General features: G+C 50.5%; 18 protein-coding genes. 12 read left to right on the forward strand and 6 right to left on the reverse strand.

Annotation, left to right across the window (positions count from 1 at the left end):
• Window positions 1–8: 8 nt before the first annotated feature.
• Both WDY75_RS07745 and WDY75_RS07750 read left to right on the forward strand, forming a co-directional pair.
• Window positions 9–1,001: an N-acetylglucosamine kinase gene (locus WDY75_RS07745; RefSeq protein ID WP_006212132.1), complete on the forward strand. Its 993-nt coding sequence runs from the start codon at window positions 9–11 to the stop codon at window positions 999–1,001.
• Window positions 986–2,290 carry a 6-phospho-beta-glucosidase gene (locus tag WDY75_RS07750; RefSeq protein WP_063480402.1) on the forward strand — a complete coding sequence of 435 codons (1,305 nt, stop codon included), beginning with the start codon at window positions 986–988 and terminating at the stop codon, window positions 2,288–2,290. The genes WDY75_RS07745 and WDY75_RS07750 overlap by 16 nt, the downstream gene beginning before the upstream one ends.
• A gap of 109 nt (window positions 2,291–2,399) precedes the next feature.
• On the opposite strand, the gene WDY75_RS07755 is transcribed toward WDY75_RS07750, so the two are convergent.
• On the reverse strand, window positions 2,400–3,428 hold the full coding sequence (locus WDY75_RS07755; RefSeq protein ID WP_006212129.1) for a LacI family DNA-binding transcriptional regulator: 1,029 nt from the start codon (window positions 3,426–3,428) through the stop codon (window positions 2,400–2,402).
• 328 nt (window positions 3,429–3,756) lie between these two features.
• On the opposite strand from WDY75_RS07755, the gene WDY75_RS07760 reads away from it, so the two are divergent.
• From WDY75_RS07760 to WDY75_RS07770, 3 genes are all read left to right on the forward strand, one after another.
• Window positions 3,757–4,806 carry a 2,3-butanediol dehydrogenase gene (locus tag WDY75_RS07760; protein WP_063480401.1) on the forward strand — a complete coding sequence of 350 codons (1,050 nt, stop codon included), beginning with the start codon at window positions 3,757–3,759 and terminating at the stop codon, window positions 4,804–4,806.
• 199 nt (window positions 4,807–5,005) lie between these two features.
• Window positions 5,006–5,764, forward strand: a complete 759-nt coding sequence (locus tag WDY75_RS07765; RefSeq protein WP_063480400.1) for an ABC transporter ATP-binding protein — start codon at window positions 5,006–5,008, stop codon at window positions 5,762–5,764.
• Complete coding sequence (locus WDY75_RS07770; protein WP_063480399.1) at window positions 5,761–8,250, forward strand: FtsX-like permease family protein; 2,490 nt, start codon at window positions 5,761–5,763, stop codon at window positions 8,248–8,250. The genes WDY75_RS07765 and WDY75_RS07770 overlap by 4 nt, the downstream gene beginning before the upstream one ends.
• Before the next feature lie 149 nt (window positions 8,251–8,399).
• Here the strand turns inward: WDY75_RS07770 and WDY75_RS07775 are convergent, their stop codons facing one another.
• A complete protein-coding gene (locus WDY75_RS07775) occupies window positions 8,400–9,407 on the reverse strand; it encodes a FecCD family ABC transporter permease (protein WP_063480398.1) in 1,008 nt (335 codons plus the stop codon).
• A complete protein-coding gene (locus tag WDY75_RS07780; protein ID WP_063480397.1) occupies window positions 9,407–10,438 on the reverse strand; it encodes a FecCD family ABC transporter permease in 1,032 nt (343 codons plus the stop codon). The genes WDY75_RS07775 and WDY75_RS07780 overlap by 1 nt, the downstream gene beginning before the upstream one ends.
• A gap of 153 nt (window positions 10,439–10,591) precedes the next feature.
• Here WDY75_RS07780 and WDY75_RS07785 point away from each other — a divergent pair, with 153 nt between their 5' ends.
• Window positions 10,592–11,599, forward strand: coding sequence for an ABC transporter substrate-binding protein (locus WDY75_RS07785; protein WP_063480396.1), 1,008 nt, complete (start codon window positions 10,592–10,594; stop codon window positions 11,597–11,599).
• Between the two features lie 80 nt (window positions 11,600–11,679).
• On the opposite strand, the gene WDY75_RS07790 is transcribed toward WDY75_RS07785, so the two are convergent.
• On the reverse strand, window positions 11,680–11,823 hold the full coding sequence (locus tag WDY75_RS07790; protein ID WP_164481466.1) for a hypothetical protein: 144 nt from the start codon (window positions 11,821–11,823) through the stop codon (window positions 11,680–11,682).
• 254 nt (window positions 11,824–12,077) lie between these two features.
• Between WDY75_RS07790 and WDY75_RS07795 the strand changes: the two genes are divergently transcribed.
• Window positions 12,078–12,842, forward strand: coding sequence for an exodeoxyribonuclease III (locus WDY75_RS07795; protein ID WP_063480395.1), 765 nt, complete (start codon window positions 12,078–12,080; stop codon window positions 12,840–12,842).
• A gap of 100 nt (window positions 12,843–12,942) precedes the next feature.
• Here WDY75_RS07795 and WDY75_RS07800 read toward each other — a convergent pair whose 3' ends face one another.
• Window positions 12,943–13,842 (reverse strand): LysR family transcriptional regulator, encoded by a 900-nt coding sequence (locus WDY75_RS07800; RefSeq protein ID WP_063480394.1) that lies wholly within the window; start codon window positions 13,840–13,842, stop codon window positions 12,943–12,945.
• A gap of 144 nt (window positions 13,843–13,986) precedes the next feature.
• Here WDY75_RS07800 and WDY75_RS07805 point away from each other — a divergent pair, with 144 nt between their 5' ends.
• Window positions 13,987–14,736 carry an SDR family NAD(P)-dependent oxidoreductase gene (locus tag WDY75_RS07805; RefSeq protein ID WP_063480393.1) on the forward strand — a complete coding sequence of 250 codons (750 nt, stop codon included), beginning with the start codon at window positions 13,987–13,989 and terminating at the stop codon, window positions 14,734–14,736.
• Window positions 14,737–14,953: 217 nt separating this feature from the next.
• On the forward strand, window positions 14,954–16,144 hold the full coding sequence (fabV, locus tag WDY75_RS07810; RefSeq protein ID WP_063480392.1) for an enoyl-ACP reductase FabV: 1,191 nt from the start codon (window positions 14,954–14,956) through the stop codon (window positions 16,142–16,144).
• A 363-nt stretch (window positions 16,145–16,507) separates the two neighbouring features.
• Here fabV and WDY75_RS07815 read toward each other — a convergent pair whose 3' ends face one another.
• Window positions 16,508–17,200 (reverse strand): GyrI-like domain-containing protein, encoded by a 693-nt coding sequence (locus WDY75_RS07815; RefSeq protein WP_063480391.1) that lies wholly within the window; start codon window positions 17,198–17,200, stop codon window positions 16,508–16,510.
• A gap of 97 nt (window positions 17,201–17,297) precedes the next feature.
• Here WDY75_RS07815 and WDY75_RS07820 point away from each other — a divergent pair, with 97 nt between their 5' ends.
• From WDY75_RS07820 to WDY75_RS07830, 3 genes are all read left to right on the forward strand, one after another.
• Window positions 17,298–17,804, forward strand: a complete 507-nt coding sequence (locus WDY75_RS07820; protein ID WP_063480390.1) for a GyrI-like domain-containing protein — start codon at window positions 17,298–17,300, stop codon at window positions 17,802–17,804.
• A gap of 205 nt (window positions 17,805–18,009) precedes the next feature.
• The gene (locus WDY75_RS07825) at window positions 18,010–20,637 is read left to right on the forward strand and encodes a LuxR C-terminal-related transcriptional regulator (RefSeq protein ID WP_082834443.1); all 2,628 of its coding nucleotides are present in this window, start codon (window positions 18,010–18,012) and stop codon (window positions 20,635–20,637) included.
• Between the two features lie 165 nt (window positions 20,638–20,802).
• Window positions 20,803–23,784: an S-layer homology domain-containing protein gene (locus WDY75_RS07830; protein WP_063480388.1), complete on the forward strand. Its 2,982-nt coding sequence runs from the start codon at window positions 20,803–20,805 to the stop codon at window positions 23,782–23,784.
• Window positions 23,785–23,895 lie beyond the last annotated feature (111 nt).

A 23,895-nucleotide genomic window follows, 5' to 3' on the forward strand; every position in this document is an offset into this window, starting at 1 on the left:
GATCATACTTGAACTATTACTTGGGAGTCGATGGCGGAGGAAGCAAGACCCTGGCTGTCGTGGCGGACGAAACGGGACGAATTGCAGGGAGGGGCATCAGCGGCTGCGGCAATCATCAGCTTGGCGCCGCCCTCGCGGAGCGAAGTATAAGACAAGCCGTGGATGAAGCACTCGCACAGGCGGAGCTGGAAAGAGAGAGCATTACCTGTGCCTCCTTCGGGCTGGCAGGAGCCGACCGCGAGGCAGATTTCCGCATCCTGCGGCCTATGATCAGTGGCATGGGTTTCAAGAAACATCAGATCGTATGCGATACCGTCATTGCGATGAGAGCCGGCACGAGACAGACGGACGGGGTCGTTCTTATATGCGGAAGCGGGACGAACGGTTATGGTGTGAATGCGGCGGGAGAGGAGATACAGATTGGAGGATTCGGTTATGCATTCGGCGATTTCGGCGGAGGCGGTGATCTGGCCGTCGAGGTGTTTCGCACAGTCGTTCGTTCATGGGAAGGCCGGGAGAAGCCGACTTCATTGACTTCGCTCACGCTGGATGAACTTAGCTTCGGCAGCGTGGAGGAGATGTTCCACCGCTTTTTGGACGAGGGCAGAAGGGCGCCGCACACGCTGGCAAAGCTGTTGTTTCAGGCGGCGCCGGCAGATGAAGCCGCCAGAAAGATACTGGCGAGGCAAGGGCTGGAGCTGGGAAAGGTCGCAAGTGCAGTTATTCACAAGCTGGGCATGCGCCATGATGCCTTCGACGTTGTGCTGGCAGGCAGTGTGCTGACCCGCGGCGAAGGGGATTATGTCGTTCCGTATATCGAGGCCCAGGTGAGTGCAGCCGCACCGAAGAGCCGATTGCGCATATTGACCCTTGAGCCCGCTGCGGGTGCCGTTCTGCTCGCAATGGATGAGAACGGCGTCGTACCGGACGCCGCCGTATATGAGCGATTGCATCACGAACTTGCTGTAAAGGGGAGGAATATGGAATGGGCACTGGATTGAAAGTGGCTGTTATTGGGGGAGGCTCGTCCTATACGCCTGAGCTGATCGAAGGTTTCATTCAGCATTACGAGTCGTTTCCGGTGACGGATATCGTGTTGGTGGATATACCGGTGGGTCATCATAAACTCGCCATTGTTGGCGGGCTGGCCCAGCGGATGGTTGAGCGAAGCGGACTGCCGATTAACGTTTCCTTAACCCTGGATCGCAAGGAAGCGCTCAAGGATGCGCATTACGTGTCGACCCAGATGCGTGTAGGGCTGCTCGAGGCAAGAGGCTGGGATGAGAAAATCCCGTTAAAATACGGAATGCTCGGGCAGGAAACGACCGGAGCCGGCGGCATGATGAAGGCTCTGCGTACGATCCCGGTGCTCCTGGATATATGCAGGGACATGGAGGCATTGTGTCCAGACGCTTGGCTGCTTAATTTTACGAATCCGGCCGGTATGGTTACGGAAGCAATCATGAAGCATTCGAGCATCCGCTCCATCGGATTATGCAATTCCCCGATCGCCGCTTACAAATGGCTGTCTGGACTGTATCAGGTGCCTGCCGAACGCATCTACTGTGAGTTTGCCGGATTAAATCATCTGCACTGGATCAGCCGGATCGAGATTGATGGAGAGTCGAAGCTGGAGGAGCTGTTGGAGGCAGGAGGAAGCTATTCAGCGAGCAATGTACCGCAGCTTGCCTGGAATGATACACTCATTCGGGCAATCGGCGCGATTCCGTCCTATTATCTGAAATATTATTATCTCCACCGTGAGATGCTCGGGGAGCAGCAGGCTGCCGCGGCCAGAGGTGAGACAAGAGCCGAGACGGTCAAGCGTCTTGAGGATGAGCTGTTCGAGATTTACAAGCGTCCGGAGCTTGCGGAGAAGCCGAAGCAGCTGGAGCAGCGCGGCGGTGCTTACTACTCTGAGGCCGCTGTCAATTTGATGAAGGCTATTCATACGGACAGCGGCGAAATTCAGACGCTGAACGTTATGAACGGCGATACGCTGGAATTTTTGCCTGCGGATGCCAGTATTGAAGTAAACTGCGTTGTCACGAAGAATGGTGCGGTTCCGGTTCCGATCAAGCGAGTGCCCGCTGGAGCCGTCGGCCTGATTCAAGCGGTGAAGACCTACGAAAGCCTGGCCATTGAAGCGGCGGTAACGGGAAGCAGGGAGAAGGCGCTGCTCGCGCTAAGCAGTCATCCCCTTATCGATTCCGTAAGTGAAGCGGAATGGATGCTGAATGAAATGCTGGAGCGGAACCGTTTGTATTTGCCGCAGTTTTTCAAGGTATAGAAGGCGAGTGCGCAGTAAATTGTGGATTCTTAATGTGACTCCGAAGTAAATATTCGCAAGAAAAGAGCCTGGAACTTCGCATCCAGGCTTTGTTTATTGTCCGGCAACCCTAGTCGGTTGTCGCGTTTCGAATGACGGAAATGCTGGATTCCCTCACGATGAGCCGCGGTTCGAATTGCACACGCTCGTATTGGCCGGACTTTTGCTCGCGAAGGCGCTTGAGGAGCAGTTCCGTAGCCAGACGCGCAACTTCGTCCCCCATGATGGAAACCGAACTGATCTGCGGATTGGTAACGGTTGTCCAAGCGTTGTTATCGATGCCTACGACCGCCACATCTTCGGGAATCCGTACATGCAGCTCCTTAAAGCGATTGACAATGCCGATGGCGACCATGTCGTTAACCGCATAGATGGCGTCCGGCATATGCTTCAGTCCATAAAAATAGTCTGCTGCACGAACCCCCGTTTCAAATGAGAAATCCTCCCCGAAATAAACGAGGGACGGATCGACCTGCTTCAGCGACTGCTCATATGCCCAATACCGCTCTTCGATTTTATCTTTGGGGGCTCCGGCATAGGCGATTCGGGTTCGTCCGATTTTCAGCAGATGCTCCATGACAAGTCTGCCCTCCTGGCGGGCAAGTCCGACAATATCGGCCTTATACTCCTCGCCTAACTGCTTCCCGTAATTAATGATGGAGACGGGCAGGCTGGATTTATTGATTTGCTCGCCCAGTGTTTTGGGATAGGCCAGCGGCATAATAATCAGACCATCCACGTGCAGCTTCTTGATATCCCTCACAATTTCAAGCTCGTTGCGGGCGTTGCCAGCTGTATTGATCTGAACGACACGATATCCATGCTGCTTGGCGGTCTGTTCGACCGACCAGGCGATTTCCGGGATAATGGCATTCCGGATGTCCGGCACGGCCAAGGCAATTTGATTCGTCTGGCGAACCTTCAGGCTTTGAGCTGATGTATCCGGACTAAATCCGATTTCCTCGATCACTTGCAGGATCCGTGCTTTTGTTGCGGGACTGATTCCCTTGCTGTTGTTGATCGCTCTGGACACAGTGGCAATACCGACGCCCGCTTTTTTAGCGACATCTTCAATTGTCACTTTTTTGGGGTTCACCATATTCGAAAAAGTCCTCTCTATATCGGAAACGTTTCCTGTTCTGAATGTAATCTGGAGAATAAATCGAGCCATATCTATATTATAACATTAAGAATGTACTTAAATCATGGTACTCATGTAAGACGAAGAATATCGAGATTGTTTCATCAGAACAGTTAGCTTTATCGCCTTGAAAAATAAAGAGTAAGCACAATCGGAAGTTGTCCATGACTTTTCATACATTTGGGGCTGCGGGGTTTGACAGAATGTCAAAACTGTGACATATTTGATTTCGGAAACGTTTCCTATTTCATTCTTATTTTTTCGAACTCATAAGGAGATGAAGACAATGCAAGCATTGCGCTGGCATGGCGTGAAGGATCTGCGTTTGGAGACGATAGCGGAGCCTCAAGCAACGAATGGAAAAGTGAAAATCAAGGTTGAATGGTGCGGCATTTGTGGCAGTGATCTCCATGAATACGTGGCCGGGCCTATATTTATACCTGAGAATACACCTCATACGCTTACAGGAGAACAGGCTCCCGTCGTTATGGGCCATGAATTTTCCGGCCAGGTGGTAGAGGTTGGCGAAGGCGTTACGAAATTCAAGGCTGGTGACCGAGTGGTCGTTGAGCCTGTATTTTCATGCGGAACATGCGACGCTTGCCGACAAGGGAAGTATAATCTATGCGAAGAAATGGGCTTTCTTGGGCTTGCCGGCGGTGGCGGCGGATTCTCCGAATATGTGGCAGCCGATGAGCATATGGTTCATAAAATTCCAGACGGTGTCTCTTATGAACAGGGAGCCTTGGTAGAACCTGCGGCGGTCGCGCTGTATGCCGTGCGCCAAAGTCAGCTGAAAGCCGGGGATCGAGCTGTGGTCTTCGGAGCCGGGCCTATCGGTCTGCTTGTGATCGAAGCATTGAAGGCAGCAGGCGCTTCTGAAATCTACGCGGTGGAACTGTCCCCGGAGCGGAAACAGAAAGCCGAGGAGTTGGGTGCCATTGTGTTGGATCCGAAAGCCCACGCTGTGGTGGATGAGCTTCATCGCCGCACCGGTGGTGGAGTCGATGTGGCATTCGAGGTTACGGGTGTCCCTCCTGTACTGAGCCAAGCGATCAACTCCACGAAGATCGGCGGACAGATTATGATTGTCAGCATATTCGAAACCTCCGCGCCCATCGTGCCGAATGACATCGTGATGAAGGAGCGTAATATTACCGGAATCATCGGTTATCGCGACGTATTCCCGGCTGTCATTAGCCTGATGGAAAAAGGCTTCTTCCCTGCGGATAAGCTGGTAACCCAGCGGATCAAACTGGACGAGGTGATTGACCGGGGCTTTGAGGCCCTGCTCAAAGAGAAGAACCAGGTGAAAATCCTGGTAAGTGCTCACTAATGATGTAGCTGTGCTGTGCAGCAGCAAGGACTGTTAGAGACCGCGTAACGCGGTCTCTTTTTTGTTTTTGGTGAATAGGATCGACAGGTCAACTCCCCGTGTTCCACAGATTCCATTAGATTACATATATAACCAAATCTGATATACTCATAGAGTGTTTTAGGAGGAACCAGACAAATAAATCTAGTGGAGGGATCGGATGAATCAGAAGAGTTTGTTATCTGTTCGCAATATCCACAAAACCTATGATGGAGACGGGTTTAAGGTTGATGCATTAAAGGATGTGTCTTTTGCGCTTGAGGAGGGTGAACTGGTTGCTGTCATGGGGACTAGCGGCTCTGGAAAAAGCACCCTGCTTAACATTATCAGCTCCCTTGATAAGCCAACCTCGGGGACAATTGAGTTAAAGGGTAAGGTCATGGACAACATCTTTGTGGAGCCTCATGCAACCCACTACCGGCGTGAAAATATCGGTTTTGTGTTTCAATCCTTTCATCTATTGAATGATTTAAGCGTAGAAGAGAATATAGCGATTCCTTTAATTTTACAAGGTGATTCAGAGGCGGATATACAGCAAAAAGTCCAGAATATGCTCCAGCTGCTTGGGCTGGCAAACTGGAGGAAGAAACGTCCTACACAGCTGTCGGGGGGACAGCAGCAGCGTGTAGCTATCGGCCGTGCGTTGATTACGAAACCGCCGCTGCTGCTGGCAGACGAGCCGACTGGCAATCTGGATTATAATACGTCGAAGGAAATCCTGGAAGCCTTGGTAGAGATGAGAAGCAGCTTGAAACAAAGCATGATTATGGTAACTCATGATCCGAACGTGGCCGTTTACGCGGACCGGGTGTTGTTTTTCCATGATGGGCAAATTGTGGATCAGTACGTGAGCAGAGGGAAGAGGGATATCGATCCGATATTGTCTATATTCAAGAACATGATGGAGCGATCCGCATGATCCATTCATTACGAGGCATAGCCCTTCGTATACTTGCCCGTAATAAGACGATTTTGTCCTTCTCCGTGATCAGCATATGTTTAGCCGTGTTTTTGATGATCACGGTGTCTTCCTTCATGGCGAATGCCAATCGTTCGATAGACCATGAAATGAAGCAGCAGTACGGCGACATGGATATGCTAGTGGGGTACGCGACCGAGCTGGACAATGAGACATTAGATCAGTATATGGCAGATTTGATGCAATCGACCGGTGGGGTACAGCGGGTGTCTCCGGTCATTCTGTCACATATGCGCGTTAAGGGACAGGCGCTGCCTATATCCACTGCTGGCGTTGAGAACGATGCATTGTCGAAGAGCCGATATCATTTCACGGCCTACCCGGGACAGGAGGAGCTGATTCTGAATCAGTCGCTGGCGGATGAACTGCAGCTGCAGGCGGGCAGTCAAATGACAGTGGAAGGAAAGGTCTACACCGTTAAGGAGATCATTGGTGATCCTGTTGGTGGTGCGGAATCTGTTTCGAATATTCTGCTTATGAACCGGGAGGAAGTCAAGCAGATTGAAGCTGCCAGAGCCCGGCATGAAATGTTGTCAAGTTATATGATGGTGCAGGCAGCGGACCATACCGATCTTCTGATTCTGAGTGAGTACTTACAAGAGCTGGATCCCGGGTTCACGGTAGAGATTGCTGAGCAAAGTTCGGCGTTAAAAGCAGGCTTGTCCCTCTTGAGCAATTACATCTTGGTCATTTCGGTTCTAATTGTGATGGTCATCGCCCTGCTGATCATTTCTAATTTTGAGGGTATGCTGCATAAATACCGGTTTCAATTCGCCGTTCTAAGGTCCATGGGCGCTCAAACGGAGCAGCTGTTTAAAATGGTCTTCATTCAGTGCTCGGTTACGAATGGACTCGGTGTTGTGTGCGGACTGCTGGTATCGCTGCTAAGCTATTCCTACATCATTCCATGGATATCCGGACTGTTTGCGGTTCCGATATCGGAACCCCGTTTTGATGTTGGAGTTGCAGCTATGGTTGCGGTGGCAAGCTTTATCATCCTTGAGTTATTTATGTTGATCCCTGCTTATCGAAGTACCAAGATTCTTCCGCTGAAAATGCTGGAGATGAACCAGAATCATAATTTTAAAGGGCAAAAAGGACGGGGAACTTTAGGGAAAGTGCTGATGGCAGCCAGTCTGTTTTGCATCCTTTTCGGGGTTGCCTTTTCAGGTACGCCGTCTGCTAACGCGGAGTTAGGTTATCTTCTGGGCTTTCTATTGTTTATATGGTCCGTGTTTACGATGGTTCCCGTGTACCTTTCCGTTGTTTTAACTAAAATCCTGCCTGTACTAAAGCTGTTTGCGGGCCGAATCTCCTATGTTGCTGTCAAAAATATCGTGCCGCAGGTCAAGAGAAATACCTTCCTTATCCTGACGATAAGCATTGCCATGATGATTGCTGTCATCGGCTCGTCCCTGCTGAATACGATACAATATAATGAACGGAATTATGTCAAGAAGCAGTACGCTACGGATATCAAGATTGTAGATCGGCTGGAGGGCTCGTCTACCATTGACCCGGAGCAATTAAAGCAGCAAATCATGCAATTTGAAGGGATAGAAGCAGTAAGCACGGTCAGCCGATTAAGCCCCGCCAAGCAGGGGCAGGACGACAAGGTTATCGACTATGCGCTGGCTGACCTGGATGCATTGGCAGCGCAGCGGCTGCTGCCGGATATAGTGAATGTGGCGAACGGAGTTATCGTGTCCAAGCAATACGCCAAGGCACATGCGATAGGCATCGGCGACTCGATTGCTTTATCGGTTTATCAAGACGAGGATCCAAAGAACTTCAAGCATGCCGGAACATTGACAGTAGCAGCTATCGTGGAGCCATTTCATCACGCGGATATGTACATCGATTGGTCGAATGCGGATGTTCATACGAAATTTACGGTTTTTGATACGGCTTATGTAACGCCCATAAATGAGAATGCTGCATTGAAGCAGCTGGAAGGAATCGTGGGGAAGTTTCCTACAGTGGACATCAGCAGTTATTCACAAGCTCTGGAGAATTCAAGCAGCATGTACACGCGGGTGTGGTCCTTTTTCCTGAGCGCGATCATTGTGATTATGCTGAGCGTTACCATTGGGGTATTTAATTCCCTGATGAACAACATCCACAGCAAGCGCAAAGAATTCGCCGTGTTACGGGCCATTTCTGTGGACAAAAAAGGGCTTGTTCGGATCATACTAACACAGGTGCTGTTGTATCTCTGTATTGGAATGGCGGTGGGGATTATGCTTGGGATAATCCTGTTATATGCTTTTAGATTGATAGACCCGTCACCTATCCATATTCATGTTAGGTTCGTAACCACAATCGTAGGAATCATGCTGTTCTTGGCGCTTATCGTGTTTATTCCGTATGCAAGCAGTCTCGGGAATAAAAAGGTTGCCTCTGAGCTGAATCAGAGCCATGCCTAGCGGTTGTTGTTATACCTGAACTCGTGCTTGGTGGGGCGGGGGCAAACAGGCAATGTAATAAACAAGTGAGCCCGTATTTTAAATAAACAACGGCGATCTCCCCCGTGTCCACTCGGGAGCGATCGCCGTCTTTTTATATTTCAACTTCGTTAATCCTTGATCAACAAATAAATAAAATAAGGCGCTCCTAGACACGAAACGACCAGCCCCACAGGAATTTCGGAGGGGGCCATCAGGTTTTTGCCGATCATATCAGCCACAAGCAGAACAAGGGCGCCGATAAGTGCAGAGACAGGCAGCATTCCCTGATGACGGGGACCAACCCATTTACGCGCCAGATGCGGAGCGACAAGTCCCAGGAACGCAATCCCTCCGCCAACAGCGACGCAAGCGCCAGCCAAAGCAACGGAGATGAACAGCAGCGTTCTTCGCTCGCGTTCAACCTTGACGCCAAGTCCCGTTGCCGTATGGTCCCCCAAATTTAGCACATTTAAATTTTGCGATTTATACAGCGCCAAAGGAATCAGCAGAAGAATCCACGGCAGGATGGCATAGACATATTCCCAGCTCGCTCCCCAGATGCTTCCCGACAGCCAGATGGTAGCCTGCATAAAATTGTTAGGGTCCATCATGAGCTGGAATACAATAATAAGTGCTGCAAATGCGGCATTGATACCGATCCCTACCAGGACAAGCCGAATCGGCGTTACCCCCTGCTTCCAGGCAAGCGTATAAATCAGGAATGCGGCAAGAAAGGCGCCGAGTAACGCGGCAAAAGGCATTATGTAGACGGACAGTACACCTGAACTGAATGAGCTCCCTTGAAAATAAAAAATGTACAGTACGACGGCCAGTCCGGCCCCGGAGTTAATGCCGAGTATGCCCGGGTCCGCCAGCGCGTTTCGTGAAACGCTCTGCAGGATGGCGCCTGACACGGCGATTCCGGCACCAATCAGGATGGCGATGACCATACGGGGCAAGCGAAAGTGCACGAGCACGGTATAGTTCTGCTCCGATCCGGTCCCGTTGAAAGCTTTGATGACCTCTGCGAGCGGGATTTTGAGGGTGCCCATATTCAAGCTGATTAAAAACACGGTGATAATCGCCAGCAGCAGGATCATGGAGACCGACATGACTTTTCTTGTCTTATTCGTCATTACAGCCCCCTCCCTTCCCGGCGTGCGAGATAGAGGAAGAAGGGAACGCCGATAATCGCCGTAATCGCGCCGACAGGCGTCTCAAACGGAGGATTGATCATGCGAGCTGCCACATCGGCGAACACCAGAAGAAGCGCCCCCATGACAGCAGAGCAGGGAATGATCAGACGATAGTCAGGGCCTACAATGAACCGAACGATATGCGGGATGACGAGGCCTACAAAGCCTATCGTTCCGCCTACCGCCACCGCCGCCCCTGTTAGCAGCAGGACAAGTAGTGTGCCCAGAAATTTAACAATGCCCGTTTTTTGACCAAGTCCGGTGGCCACCTCTTCACCCAAACTCATGACGGTAATTGACCTGCTTAGCCCCAGCGCAAGCAATAATCCGACGATGGATACAGGAATCAGAAGCTGCACATTCACCCATTGCACACCGGATACGCCTCCGGCGTACCAGAAGCTGATGTCCTTGGCAACGTTAAAGTGAATGGCAATGGCCGAGGATATCGAGCTCAGGAGTGCGGTAACGGCGGAACCGGCCAGTGCCAGCTTGACAGGTGTTAGTCCCCGCTTTGATAACGAACCGATCAGGAGCACCAGTCCGGCACCGAGGCCAGCGCCTGCAAAAGACAGCAGCATCAGTGTGGTGTTGGAAGCCGACTCCATAAAAGCAAGGCCGATTGACATCACGAAGGTAGCTCCGGCCGTGACTCCCATAATAGAAGGGGAGGCCAGCGCGTTCCTTGTCATGCCCTGCATAACGGCTCCGGACACGGCCAGGGAACCGCCGATTAACGCTGCCGCCACAGCTCTCGGCATACGCAGTCTCTGGATAATCTGGTGAGCGGTAGAACTGGAATCGAAGTGGACAAAAGCTTCCCATATCGTCGAGAGTTTGATGTTCGCTGCTCCATAGATGATGGAGGATGCCATGGCGAGGACAAGAAGGCATAACCCCGACACAATCACAGCCACGGCTGTTTTAGGGTGGTATGTTTTTGTTTTTGTTATGGAATGATTTGCTTGCATAGTCACCTAAACCTTTATGTTGATAAAAAAATAAAAATAACGTATTGTAAATGAGAATGAATTTCATTATCATGGTTATGGCTATTATATCACTTGCCAAATAGAATGCTAGTGAATTGTATCAAAAAATAGACATTGGGGGAAATGAAAATCATGAATCATTTCAAGAAAAAAATATGGATTATCGCAAGTTTATTGGTTGCCTTGACACTTCTGGCAGCCTGTGGAAATAACAAGGACTCGGCTGAGAATGGCCAGTCTGAAGCACAGACGCCAAGCGAGCAGAACAGCGGCACTGAGGCCAAGCCTGATGCCGAAGCCACAACAGAACGTACGCTGACAGATGCCATGGGACATGTGGTTAAGATTCCGGCTGAGCCGAAGCGAGTCATCGCTTCCTACCTGGAGGATAACTTGGTGGCACTCGGCATCACACCAGCTGCCCAGTGGTCGGTCAATGGCGGAAGCGTTCAGGACTACCTTCAGGAGTATCTGAAAGATGTGCCGACTATTGAACATGATCTTCCCTTTGAAGCGGTAGCCAGTTTCCAGCCGGATCTATTGATTATGGATTCCGCTTCCATGGTCGAAGGCAATAAGTACAGTCAATATGACAAGATCGCTCCTACTTATGTAGTTGGTACTGAAGTCAATAACGATTGGCGCGAAGAGCTTATGCAGGTTGGCGAAATCTTCAATATGAAAGAGGAAGCCCAGGCGGCACTCGACAAGTACGAGCAGAAGGCGAAGGATGCCAAGGAGCAAATCCAGCAGGGCATCGGCGGTGAATCGGCGGCTGCCATTTGGCTTGTCGGCGGTAAACTGTTTGTCGTTAGCGAAACGTTGTCCAGCGGTGCTGTCATGTATGGTGACCTGGGTCTCGCGGTACCGAATGTGGTGAAGGAAATTTCCGCATCGGCAACTGGCAACTGGTCCTCCATTTCCCTGGAGAAGCTGGCTGAGCTTGATGCCGACCATTTGTTCTTCATTAACAGTGACGGAGAAGGTGCCGAAGTGCTCCAAGATCCGCTCTGGGCGAATATCCCTGCTGTTAAGAACGGAAACATTTATGAGTATGGGAAAGAAACAAGCTGGTTGTATACCGGCACAATTGCCAATACCCAGATCATTGATGATGTACTGGAGAGTTTGGTGAAGTAAGTTTTAAATGATTGCATGTGCAGCCGTCTTCCGATGTTTATCGGGAGGCGGCTGTTTTGTGTGTAACCTAGAACATTCAGCTAATCCTGATCCCGGCAGTTCTCCTCGGCAGCCGAGGTAAACTCTTCTTCATTCTCGGAAGCAAGTTTGTCGCCGTATTGGTCCAGACGATCCGGACTGCTGGAAGGGCCGTCGTTTTTGGGTTTGTTGTTTCTGCCAGTCATGCTGTGCACCTCCATAAGATAGGATTTTCATCTGTTATTGTGTGCGTGCTCCGTGCCGCACTTCATGTACCCTTATGTTGTTCCTGATTGTGCTCCCGATTATGCATGCAAACTCTCGATTCTATGTATGAAGTTATGATGAAACAGTGAAGTTCCCTTGTTCGTTCCGGCCGGCGCATGATACCATAATAGAATTTAGAAGATTCATAGATTCAACACGCCAAAACGATATGGATACCACGGAGGTTGCGTAAATGAAGCTAGTGTCATGGAACGTCAACGGATTGCGAGCCTGTGTAACGAAGGGCTTTATGGATTATTTTCAACAGGCGGATGCCGATATATTTTGCGTGCAGGAGACGAAGCTGCAAGCCGGGCAAATTGAGCTTGAATTGGGGCCGGAGTATGAACAATATTGGAACTATGCAGAGAAGAAGGGATATTCGGGAACGGCGGTATTTACGAGGATCACACCATTGTCCGTACGCTATGGTCTGGAGGAGGACAGCGAGCCGGAGGGCAGAGTGATCACGCTGGGGTTTGAGGACTTCTATCTTGTGAACGTATATACGCCGAATGCGAAGCGTGATCTGAGCAGGCTGGATTATCGGCTGGAGTGGGAGGAACGGTTCCGTACTTACTTGCTTCAGCTTGACGAACACAAACCCGTGATTGTATGCGGAGACATGAATGTGGCACATCAGGAAATCGATCTGAAAAATGCCAAGTCCAATCATGGCAATTCCGGCTTCACGCTGGAAGAGCGGGGCAAAATGACCGATCTGCTGGGAGCTGGCTTTATCGATTCCTTCCGTTATTTCTACCCGGATCGCACGGATGTATACAGCTGGTGGTCGTATATGGCCAAGGTAAGGGAGCGGAATATCGGCTGGCGCATCGATTATTTTCTGACGTCTGCCCGTTTAACCGAGAAGCTGAAGGATGCGGAGATCGACTGCCATGTGATGGGAAGCGATCATTGCCCGGTGAGTTTGACGCTTAGCGAGTCATTACGTTAATACAGATTTTTCTGAAAAAGCCAACCGGAAGCAGGGGACTGGATAACGGTCACGACCCTACTTGTCGGTTGGCTTTTATATTTGGGAGCAAAGGCTGCGTTCATCCTATCTGATGCTTCAGCTTGTCCAGAAAGATCGAGGCTGGCTTTGACAGATGGTGGGTTCCGGGCTGTACCCATCCGAATGAGGAAGCAGCGTGGCCGGGGGGCATCTCCAGCTCCAGCGTGACGATGTTTCCCGAAGGTATGGGAGTGAAGCTGGAGAAGGACAAATCAACCCCCACCGTAACCGCTACATTCTCTTCGACGACCTTCTGTATAACCCTCGTCTGGTTGGTTGAGAAGAGCAGATCCATTTGCCCGTATTGCTCCTCGAATGCATCCATCAGCTTGAACAGATTGTCATCCTTGTAGAGAACCAAGGGGTATTTGCGCAGTTCTTCCGGCGTGATCGATTGCCGCATGGCGAGTGGAGATTGACGGCTGACCCCCACCACGAATTTGCTCTCCAGCAGCTTGCCGAAGTGGAGGCCGCGGTGTTGATGAATGATGGAATCATCCACAAAAATCAAACCGATATCCGCATGATTTTGCTTGATATCCTCAATAATATCAAGAGTCGCTTTTTCCGTAATTTCCAGTTTGATCTGGGGAAAGTCCTTTTTGAACTGGATAATGGCATCAATGGACAGCGTTAAGGGTACTGGCACGGTAGCAATCCGCAAAGATCCGCTCAGCAGGTTGGAATATCCTTCCACCTCTGATTTCAGCTCCTGAAATTGTTCCAAAATGGCATAGGCTTTCTGGAGGATTCGCTGGCCCTCGGCTGTGGGTACGGCACCAAGCCGCGATCGGGTAAACAAGGAGAAACCGAACTCGGCTTCCAGGCTGGATACCGCTTGGCTGACGGCAGAAAGGGTAACGTTGCAATTCTGGGCTGCTTTGGTTAACGATCCTGCCTTGGCCGTCTCCACGATGTATTCCAGTTGTTCAAGATTCATATGACCTCATCCTTAATTTTGAGTTAAGTAATATTAATTAGGTTTAAATTTACTTAAATATAACCTAGCGTTACAATGAACACAAGGACATGGACACAAAATGTTCAAATAATAACGCTATTTTACCCTAGGAGGTCATTGATAATGTCAGAACAACGTGTAGCGGTAATTACTGGTGGAGCGAGCGGAATCGGTCGTCAGGTCTCCCTTAAATTTGCAAGAAAAGGCGATCGCGTCGTCGTAGCCGATTACAATGAGGCTGCCGGTCAAGAGACGGTGGACATGATCAAAAAAGAAGGCGGCGAAGCTGCTTTCGTTCAAGTCGATGTTTCCAAACAAGAAAGCGTCGAGGCGCTTGTGGATAAAGCGGTTGAGCTTTACGGCCGCATCGATGTCATGCACAACAATGCGGGGATTGGCGGCGCTGGACCGGTTCTCGAGCAAAATATGGATCTCTACCATCGCACCATTAACGTGAATCAGCACGGGGTCGCCTACGGCATTATTGCAGCAGGCCGAAAGATGAAAGAGCTTGGCATTAAAGGCGTAATCATCAATACAGCATCTGTATTCGGATTCCTGGCTTCACCCGGAACGTTTGCTTATCACGCTACAAAAGGCGCCGTCATTATGATGAGCAAATCCGCTGCGCTTGAACTGGCACCATACGGCATTCGCGTCGTTGCCGTGGCTCCTGGAGCAGTTGATACACCGATTATCCAAGGTTATAAAGATTCTGGGATGCTGGATTCCATGAGAGCCAAAGTCATGGGCGGGGAATTGACGCAGCCTGAAGTTGTCGCGGATACCGTGTATCTCGTGTCACTGGATGAAGCTGCTGCGATTACAGGCAGCGTGGTCATGGCTGACCAAGGGTACGCTTCATTTAAATAATGCGGCGGCTATAGAATCGAATCCGAATAGATGACAAGAAGAACCTCTCTTTTAATTGGATGGAAGGCGATGCCCTCCGTTATTTAGAAGGGAGGTTTTATTGGTTCTTCAGTCAAAAGATTTCCTCTCTCCATGAAAAACAGTTAAAATAGAAAGGAATTCAAAAGACCATACATATGGTGTCAGACGACGAATACTGGAAGAGAGGTATATAAATATGATTATTAAACCTAGAACCCGAGGATTTATTTGTACCACATCCCATCCTGTAGGATGCGAAGCACAAGTACAGGAGCAGATCGATTATGTATTGAAGCAGCCTGGAATCGAAGGTCCGCGTAATGTGCTGGTCATCGGCGCCTCGACAGGGTATGGTTTGTCGGCAAGAATTGCTGCGGCATTTGGCTCCCGGGCGAATACCGTGGGAGTTTACCGTCCCAGCCAGGCCACCGAGAAGCGGACGGCTTCCGCGGGCTGGTATAATTCAGCTGCATTTGAGAAGGCGGCAGACGCGGCAGGCTTGAAATCGTTCAGCGTGACAGGGGATGCTTATACACAAGAGACAAAAGCCAAGACGGTTGAGCTTATCCGCAAGGAACTGGGCCAAGTTGACCTTGTGGTGTACAGTGTTGCCTCGGCGCGCCGCACCCTGCCTGAAACCGGCGAAACGGTCAATTCCGTATTGAAGCCGATCGGACCTGCCTACACCAACAAAACGGTGAATTTCCATACCGGTGAAGTAACAGAGGTTACGATCGAGCCCGCTACGGAAGAGGAAGTGAAGAACACCGTTGAGGTGATGGGCGGCGATGATTGGGAGCTGTGGATGAATGAGCTGGCTGAAGGCGGCGTACTGGCTGAAAAAGTCACAACGATTGCGTTCTCCTACATCGGTTCCGAGATCACCAAGGCCATTTATCGGGATGGATCCATCGGACAAGCCAAGGATCATCTGGAGGCAACTGCGCTGAAGCTGAACGAAAGGCTTGCAGATGGAGGCGGACGTGCTTACGTGACGGTCAGCAAAGCGTTGGTTACCCAGTCCAGCTCGGCGATCCCGGTTGTTCCGCTGTACGTATCGGCGCTGTACAAAGTTATGAAGGAAAAAGGACTCCACGAGGGCTGCATTGAGCAGATTTACCGTCTCTTCGCGGATCGTCTCTATAACGGACAAGAAACGCCCGTGGATGAGAAGGGCCGTATCCGGATTGATGATTGGGAGCTTCGCGAGGATGTGCAGTCTGAAGTTGCGGAATTATGGAGCAAGGTTACAAGCGAGAACATCGAAGAATTGACCGACCTTGCAGGGTATCGCCGCGAGTTCTTCCAGCTGTTCGGCTTTGAAACCGACGGCGTGGATTATGATGCGGATGTAAACCCTGTGGTAGACAATCCGAAAGCCATTTAATAATGGAGCCCCGGCCAACGTGAGCCGGGGCTTGTTTTTTAACTTCGGAAGGAGCTTTGACGTTTCGCTTCTCCTCTGTATCGATCGGGAGTCGGCGGACCGTATAGCCACAATTTGTGCATGAAACCGTGTTTTGGAGCAAGAAGCGGACTCAGGAGACGTTATCTGCTTAAAAACATCCGTTTTTTGCAAGGATTCCTATACTTAGCGTCTCCTGAGTCCGTTAACCTCCTAAATAGCCGGATATATCAAAAATAAGGCCTGTGGAGTCCGCTGCTCGTATACACTGTCGATTAGTTCGCTTGAACGCAGTGTAAGTGGGCAAGCATTGAATGAAGTACTGATTCTGGCTGTAAGCCTATTTTATACGGTTAGAGGAACGTAAATTTGAGCCAAAGAAGCATGAACGGAGGCTCTCAGCTCCAGGCAGTAGCGTGTCGGGTTCGGCGTAAGACCGCGTTGTTTCAGCTGCTGGAGAACATAAGCATAGGATTGATCAGTATCCTCCCTGTTGGAATGCCCTTCATGCGTATACATAGCATACTCCTGCGTTGGCAGGGTTAGACTCACCATCCGTTCTGGCATATCACGGATCGTTGTTACCTCCATCCCGGCCACATAATGATAGATCTGCTGCCGGTTTAATACAGCGGCGACATATTGGGGTTTCGATGTTCTCCGCAAATATGGAATTTCAGCCTTACGCTGCTCAAGCTCTTGCCACAGCTTGGGTTTGAGGGCATGCGACATATAATAAGCCGTGAAAGGGATTTTCATTTCCAGGCCAACAATCAGGGTCTGCGGCTTGATAATCCGCTGAATGGACTCCCCCATTTGCTCCGTGCGCGCTCGCTGCTGGCGTGTGTTCAGGATCGAATAACCACCGTTCTTTCCCTCATGGGCATACAGGGGAACACCCAGATGGGACAGCTCATGAAGGTAGCGGAGCATTGTCCGATACGAAACCGAGAATTCCTCAGCTAACTCGCCTACCGTGAAGTTTTGCCGTTCATATACCCGCTGCATGACCTTAAGGATTCGTTCGGTTTTTGGCATGACCCTGCTCCTTTGATTATTTTTTATACTGTGACAGTTTTTGACATAGTTCAAGTATATAATGAATTTAAAAAATATGAAAAAGGAGCATATCCCCATGACAATCAATCAACGAAACGAAGCAAAAATCATGAGCAAGGAAGCCTTCCAAGCAGTTGGACTGAAGTGGGAAGGGACGTTTGCCGAGGCCGGTGCCGGGGGGATTCGCGCGATTCATCGGATGCTGCAAGAGAGGCTGCCGGAGATCCCTTATGCGATACATACCGATACACTGTTGGGGCTGTCGTATCATGCGTTTCCTGATGGAGAAGGATTTATCCATTATGGGGTTGTCGGAGTGGAACGGATCGAGGAAATTCCGGCAGGAATGGTTTCATTGTCCGTACCTGCACTTACCTATGCAGCCTGTGAGCACAGCAGGCAGCACAGCATAGAGCAATCCTATAATAATATTTACAGCTGGATTCACGAGCAAGGCTATACGGAATATAATCCGGATCATTTAACCCACTTCGAAAAATATCCGATGAGTCAGGATCCGTATGCGGATAACCCTGAATTTATCATTATGATTCCCGTCCAAACCGATCAGGCGGGGAAATAACAAGTATCCGGGAGCCGCTCTGATAGTGAGCGGTTTTTTTCTTGGACAGATGAACTTTGTCTACTTGATTGACCGGTTGACGAAATTGAAGCTTTATAGCTCAGATTATGGAATGGTAGAATAGTACAGAAATGATGGATTAACACGTCTGGGCCATGCCATCAGGTTAAGTCCCAACGTCAAATTCGAGGTGATACGGAGGCGTATGATGATAAATGGGACTGAACTCGGTGCACAAGAGCCGCTGCTGCACTCGAAATTAACCGTTCCAAGAACGGTATCCACCTTGATTCCCCGGCCGCGTCTAAGTGAACGGCTGATGGATGCCATGTCGGGCAATGTGACACTGATCTGCGCTCCGGCGGGATTCGGGAAAACGACGCTTGTCAGCGAGTGGCTGCTGCAGCATGGGAAACAGGCCGCCTGGGTGTCGCTGGATTCCGGGGATAATCAAGGCTCCCGCTTTTGGAGGTACATATCGGCCGCGATAGCAGAAGTGTTTCCCGCTTACTGGGAAGAGGTCAAACCTGTGCTGCCGCTGCTGCATACGGAAGGTTATGAGCAGGGGCTCATCGTGTGCTTGAATACGCTAGGCAGGCTGAACGAAGAGCTAATCCTCGTGCTGGACGATTTCCATGTGATTCAGAACGAAATACTATCAGCTTCATTTTCGTATTTTGTCGACCATTTGCCAAGGGGCATCCATGTTTGCCTGATCAGTCGTACAGAACCTGGTTTCTCTGTAGCCCGTATGGAAGCAAGACAGCTCGCCAGCAGACTCCATACCGAGGACATGCGGTTTACAGAGAAGGAGGGTGCGCAGTTCTTCCAGAGCACCGAGCTATTGCTGAACGAAGAGCTGTCCTCCGCACTCGTCAGAAAAACAGAGGGCTGGATTACCGGCCTCAAACTTGCATCTATTGCCATGCGGCGGCAGGAGAATAAAGAACCGTTTATCCGCCATTTTGCAGGGGACAGCCGCGAGGTGAAGCAATATTTGTTCGAAGAGGTGTTCTCGGTTCAGAACGATCGGATGAAGCAGTTTCTGCTAACCAACTCGATCCTGAAGCGGTGGAATGTATCCCTGTGTATGGCTGTGTCTGGGTTTGAGGATAGCCGGGAGCTAGTCGAATCGATAGAGCGTTCCCACCTATTCGTAGTGGCGCTGGATGATAAGGGAGAGTGGTTCCGATTTCATCATTTATTCTCGGAATTTTTGCAGAGACGACTGGAACAGGAGAAGGATATTCATAAGGAATTGCTATACAAGGCAGCCGGTGATTGGTGCAGTGAACAACGCCTTGCGGAGGAAGCCGTTGAGTATTACTTGCAAGGTCAATATTATGAGCAGGCCGTGTTGCTGCTGCGCGAGATGACTTCCCGCGTCGTGGATTGGGAATGGTCGAATCTGCAAAAATGGTTATCCGTGATTCCCAGCGATATTTTGCTTCAGCACCCGGTTCTCTTTTTCTCCTATGCCAACTCGCTCATTGCCGAGGAGTCGGGGGATATTACGGAGGGAGAGGAGCTGCTGCATCAAGCGGATGCCTGGTATGCCGAATTCTCTGGAGCATTGAGCGAGGTGCTGCGCCATGAATATTTGGCAATGCTTCACTATGTGCGCGGGACGTTAATGGTGTTTGGGCGGAATGATCTGAAGCTCGCCAAGCAGGAATACGAGCAGGTTGTGCGATATGCCCCGAATGGGATCAAAATGTTGTTCGGCCAACCGGAGAAACCGCTGCAGCCGATCACGGTAAAAACTTATAAAATCGGCCGCGGTCATGCCTCAAAGGCCATTGCAGCACCGTACACCATGCAGATGGCAGAGGTGTACCAGGCCGTGAATCCGATTTTTCTGGGAAAATTATTCCTTAATCACGCGGAAGTGCTCTACTACTGGAATGATCTATCGGCGGCAGCCGATTATGTTTCCAAGGCGATGACGTGGATCGGACAAAATCCAAACCGGCCCGAGCATGACCTTGTGGCGAGCTGGATTCTGCAAGCGAAACTCAAGGCCGCCGAGGGTCATATGCTCGAAGCTCTGGAACTGCTTGAAGGCGGGCAGCGGCGGATGAAGTGGATGGATATTCCCCGGGGGATGGAAATTTTACACCTGGAGGGCATACGTCTCCAATTGCAATACGGCGATCCGGCGGCTGCACTGGCTTGGGGCGAACAGTGCCAATTATCGAGCCGGGACAGGGTGTCTGTCTTCGAATTATTTGATTATCAGCTGTTTGCCCGCGTTCTTGTTCTGCAGGGCAGATGGGATGAAGCCGAAGAGCTGTTGGATCGGCTGCTGTACCTTGCGGAGAGTGAGATGAGACCGATCGATGCTGCTGAAATATTATGCATTACGGCCGTCATGTTACAGTCCAGGGAGGAGCATCGGAAGGCGCTGATCCAGCTTGAAGAGGCGCTGCAGGTATCGGAGGCCAATGATTTTACCCGGATTTTTCTCGATGAAGGAGCTCCGGTTATAGAGCTCCTGCACGAACTGATCCGCGCGAAGCAGCAGGGGCGATATCGGGGGAAGGATTCCGCATCCCTTTCTTTTATCAGATCGATTCTTGCCTCAGTGGACGGAATGGCCGAATCGGTGAATTCCCCGCTGGAGGCTCTGCTCACGTCAAGGGAGATGGATGTTTTTCAGGGATTGCTGGACCATCTGAGCGGAAGGGAAATTGCGGAGAAACTGAATGTTACCTACGAAACGGTGAAGACGCACAGGAAACGGATCTATAGCAAACTGAATGCAGCCAATCTCAGTGAGGCGATTGCGCAGGCCGAGAGGCTGAGCGATCCCAAGAAAACGAATAGACCCTGAACTTGATACGATTCATCATTTTATCACCCCTCATCTATCCCCCTTCAGGGGGATTTTTTGTGCTACGTGTTGTCTTACAATGAATTCGGAGCGCACAAATAAAAAGGCAGGTCTATTTAGTGAATGGGAGGTTAGAAGTTGAAGTCGATGTTCAGGAGAAATTTTATGAGTATTCCAAACGGCTATAAATTCATGATGATACTGCTATGCAGTCTTTTGCTGCTGCCGCCGAGTGCCTATGCGGCTGTACCGGACTATGAGAATAAATCCGAGATCGCCCAGCTTAGCGGTAAGGTGGTAGATTTAAAATCGGGTGATTTCAACCAAGACGGTCATTTGGATTTTGCGGCCATAACGGATGATGGGAGTGTCCATGTATTCTATGGCCAGGGGGATGGAACATTTGATCCTCTCCCACAAAGCCTTCAGGTTCTGGGGGTGCCGCATACACTAGAAATCGATGATTACGATCAGGACGATCACTTGGACTTACTGATCGGAACGCAAATCGGAACGTTTTTATGGTACGGGGAAGGTGACGGTACCTTTCGTGATACGAGGCTGCTTTCATTGCTGCCTTCTCAGGATATCGTAGCTGCGGACTTTGATTTGGATGGTAAGACAGACATTATGATTATTAATTTCAATCAGGTTACCATTGTTCACGTTGCCGCAGATAGAACTTTTACAATGCTCCCCATCACTTTGACACCAGGTGGCAATAGAGCGACAACCATCACGAATGGAGCCATAGGCACGGTAGATTTGGTTGTGGCCAGTCCGATGCTGGGTCTGCAGCGGTATAAGGGAAATGATTATACGCGGAGCGAGATCTTTCATATGGTACTAGGCAATACCGTGGATCTCATATCCAGGGATATTGATGGTGACGGACATATCGATATTATGGCGCTGAATGACATGTTAGGTGTCTTCTTTTATATGAATCATGGGGACAATACGTACAATCTTCAGCAGCAGCCCCTGGTCACGGTTCCTCAAAAAGCATATGCAGAGGATGTAAACGGGGATGGCCAATCGGAAATAATCGTTGCGACGGGAAAAGGCGTTGATTTGTATTCCAAGGAGTATGCGTCAGGCCAACTGACTTTACTGTGGCAAACGGAATTGGTCGCTCAGGGAAATGGAACGCACCGGGCGCTTGTCGGGGACTATGCCGAGGACGGAACGCCGGACCTTATTGTATCTTCTAATCAAGCCCTGTATATCTACAAGGCTATTGTTGTGCAACCCGAACCGGGAACGATAAGGCTGGAGGCGGCTGATTACGCGGTTTCGGAAGACGGGGCCGAGGTACGGGTGAAGGTGATGCGTGAAGGAGGCAGCCACGGTGCTGTCGCTGTCACTTATCATACTGCGGATGGAAGCGCTAAGGCTGACAAGCATTATAAGCCAACTTCAGGGACGCTCTCTTTTGCCGATGGAGAGCTTGAGAAATGGATTGAGATCGAAATTCTAAATGATGATATCCATGAAGATGACCGTGAGTTTTATTTGAATATTGCTGCAGTGCCAGGTACAGTCGTTGGCAGCCCAATCCAGGCGGTTATCACGATAACAGAGGATGACCCGCAGCCAGACACGGAAGGGCCGTTATGGCCTGCGGCTGCGGAGCTGCTTGCATCCGACATATCCACCGACTCCCTCAAGCTGTCTTGGCCTGAAGCCACGGACAATGACGAGGTTGCCGAATATCGCATTTTTAATGGGAATGATGCCACGCCGGCAGCAACGGTGACGGGTGCCACCTATTCCTACGAGATGAACGGTTTGGCGGCCGACACATCGTATACGCTTAGCGTCCGTGCCTATGATCGGGCTGGCAATGCGAGCGTTCCGCTCCAGACGACGGTTCAGACGCTGGAAGATCCGAATTCAGGCCCTGATCCGGATCAGGAAGCTCCGGTATGGCCTGATCTCGGACAACTGACGATATCTGACATCAGCACTACCTCGATGAGGTTATCCTGGCCGCAAGCCTCGGATGATGAAGAGGTTACAGGATATCGGGTATACCGCGTAGATACCGCAGATACGCCGGTAGCAACGGTAACCGGCAGCACGTATTCCTACACGGTGGACGGTTTATCCCCGAATACGTCCTACACGTTTCGGGTAAAGGCATATGACCCTGCCGGAAACGGTAGCACACCGCTCGAGGCAACAGCGAAGACACTTCAGCTCCCTGTGCCTCCAGCTCCAAATCCGGGAGGCAATCCAGATCCGGGACCGGCGAACCCGATCCCGTCTACACCCACGATTCCTTCGGATAATGCCTTGCTTCATACATTCTCTATTGGAGCTGGGGAAGCCGGGAATGCGTTGAAGCTGAGTCCCGACTTCTCGCCGAACGTGTTCGCGTATCGTGCCGAGACCGAGGCATCAGAGATCCAATTCGATCTCACTGCCGCCCATAACAAAGCAAGCATTACGGGACCCTGGGACAAAGACGGAAGGATCACATTAAAACCTGGGGAGAATGTCATAGAGATTAAGGTAAGCGCTGAAAGCGGCAAGGTGAATACGTATACCCTAACCATTGTCCGCACTGTGCCAAATCCTGAGCCGCCGATGAGACCTGAGCCACCTCAGGCTGCGGAAGTTTTTCGTGATACGGAAGGACACTGGGCGCAGGCAGCGATTGACGAACTGGCAAGCCGAGGGATCGTCAAGGGTTATGCTAACGGATCGTTTAAACCGGATTCCTTAATTAGACGAGATGAATTCACGGTTTTGCTGGTTAGAGCGCTGGGGCTGCAAGGTGAAGGCCAATATCCATTTAAAGACGAATCCGACATCCCGGAATGGTCAAGGGAAGCGGTAGGGCTTGCAGTAGAGGCCGGGATGATTCAGGGATATCAGGATGGGCGATTCCAGCCTGCAGGTGTGATCACAAGAGCGGAGTTAACTGTCATGCTGGCCAAAGCGTTAGGTTTAGAACCGCTTCAAGGTGACCCTGCCAAGTTTGCAGACTTGGCGAGTTTTCCAGCCTGGGCAAAAGGTTATATCGCCGCCGCATATGCAGAAGGACTGGTTAGCGGTCGGAGCGGCGGGAAGTTCGAGCCGGATGCCCCGGCCACCCGGGCAGAGGCTGTGGTTATGCTGCTGCGATTGCTGAACAAGTAACATCCACGACCTGGTCGGTTAGGGTTAAAGACATATATTTCGATATAAAAGCCGCAAGCTTGTGATATCACAGAGCTTGCGGCTTTTATCGGCTGGATCATGATGTTGACG

Origin of the sequence: Paenibacillus glucanolyticus (assembly GCF_037333485.1) — a bacterium.
In the GTDB taxonomy this organism is placed as follows: Bacteria; Bacillota; Bacilli; order Paenibacillales; family Paenibacillaceae; genus Paenibacillus_AQ; species Paenibacillus_AQ glucanolyticus.

What these genes read in the sequence shown, in the direction of transcription:
- WDY75_RS07750 (WP_063480402.1), top strand. Translation starts at nt 986, where the DNA reads ATGGGCACTGGATTGAAAGTGGCTGTTATTGGGGGAGGCTCGTCCTAT.
- WDY75_RS07755 (WP_006212129.1), bottom strand. Translation starts at nt 3,428, where the DNA reads ATGGTGAACCCCAAAAAAGTGACAATTGAAGATGTCGCTAAAAAAGCG.
- WDY75_RS07760 (WP_063480401.1), top strand. Translation starts at nt 3,757, where the DNA reads ATGCAAGCATTGCGCTGGCATGGCGTGAAGGATCTGCGTTTGGAGACG.
- WDY75_RS07765 (WP_063480400.1), top strand. Translation starts at nt 5,006, where the DNA reads ATGAATCAGAAGAGTTTGTTATCTGTTCGCAATATCCACAAAACCTAT.
- WDY75_RS07770 (WP_063480399.1), top strand. Translation starts at nt 5,761, where the DNA reads ATGATCCATTCATTACGAGGCATAGCCCTTCGTATACTTGCCCGTAAT.
- WDY75_RS07775 (WP_063480398.1), bottom strand. Translation starts at nt 9,407, where the DNA reads ATGACGAATAAGACAAGAAAAGTCATGTCGGTCTCCATGATCCTGCTG.
- WDY75_RS07780 (WP_063480397.1), bottom strand. Translation starts at nt 10,438, where the DNA reads ATGCAAGCAAATCATTCCATAACAAAAACAAAAACATACCACCCTAAA.
- WDY75_RS07785 (WP_063480396.1), top strand. Translation starts at nt 10,592, where the DNA reads ATGAATCATTTCAAGAAAAAAATATGGATTATCGCAAGTTTATTGGTT.
- WDY75_RS07790 (WP_164481466.1), bottom strand. Translation starts at nt 11,823, where the DNA reads ATGACTGGCAGAAACAACAAACCCAAAAACGACGGCCCTTCCAGCAGT.
- WDY75_RS07795 (WP_063480395.1), top strand. Translation starts at nt 12,078, where the DNA reads ATGAAGCTAGTGTCATGGAACGTCAACGGATTGCGAGCCTGTGTAACG.
- WDY75_RS07800 (WP_063480394.1), bottom strand. Translation starts at nt 13,842, where the DNA reads ATGAATCTTGAACAACTGGAATACATCGTGGAGACGGCCAAGGCAGGA.
- WDY75_RS07805 (WP_063480393.1), top strand. Translation starts at nt 13,987, where the DNA reads ATGTCAGAACAACGTGTAGCGGTAATTACTGGTGGAGCGAGCGGAATC.
- fabV (WP_063480392.1), top strand. Translation starts at nt 14,954, where the DNA reads ATGATTATTAAACCTAGAACCCGAGGATTTATTTGTACCACATCCCAT.
- WDY75_RS07815 (WP_063480391.1), bottom strand. Translation starts at nt 17,200, where the DNA reads ATGCCAAAAACCGAACGAATCCTTAAGGTCATGCAGCGGGTATATGAA.
- WDY75_RS07820 (WP_063480390.1), top strand. Translation starts at nt 17,298, where the DNA reads ATGACAATCAATCAACGAAACGAAGCAAAAATCATGAGCAAGGAAGCC.
- WDY75_RS07825 (WP_082834443.1), top strand. Translation starts at nt 18,010, where the DNA reads ATGATGATAAATGGGACTGAACTCGGTGCACAAGAGCCGCTGCTGCAC.
- WDY75_RS07830 (WP_063480388.1), top strand. Translation starts at nt 20,803, where the DNA reads ATGAGTATTCCAAACGGCTATAAATTCATGATGATACTGCTATGCAGT.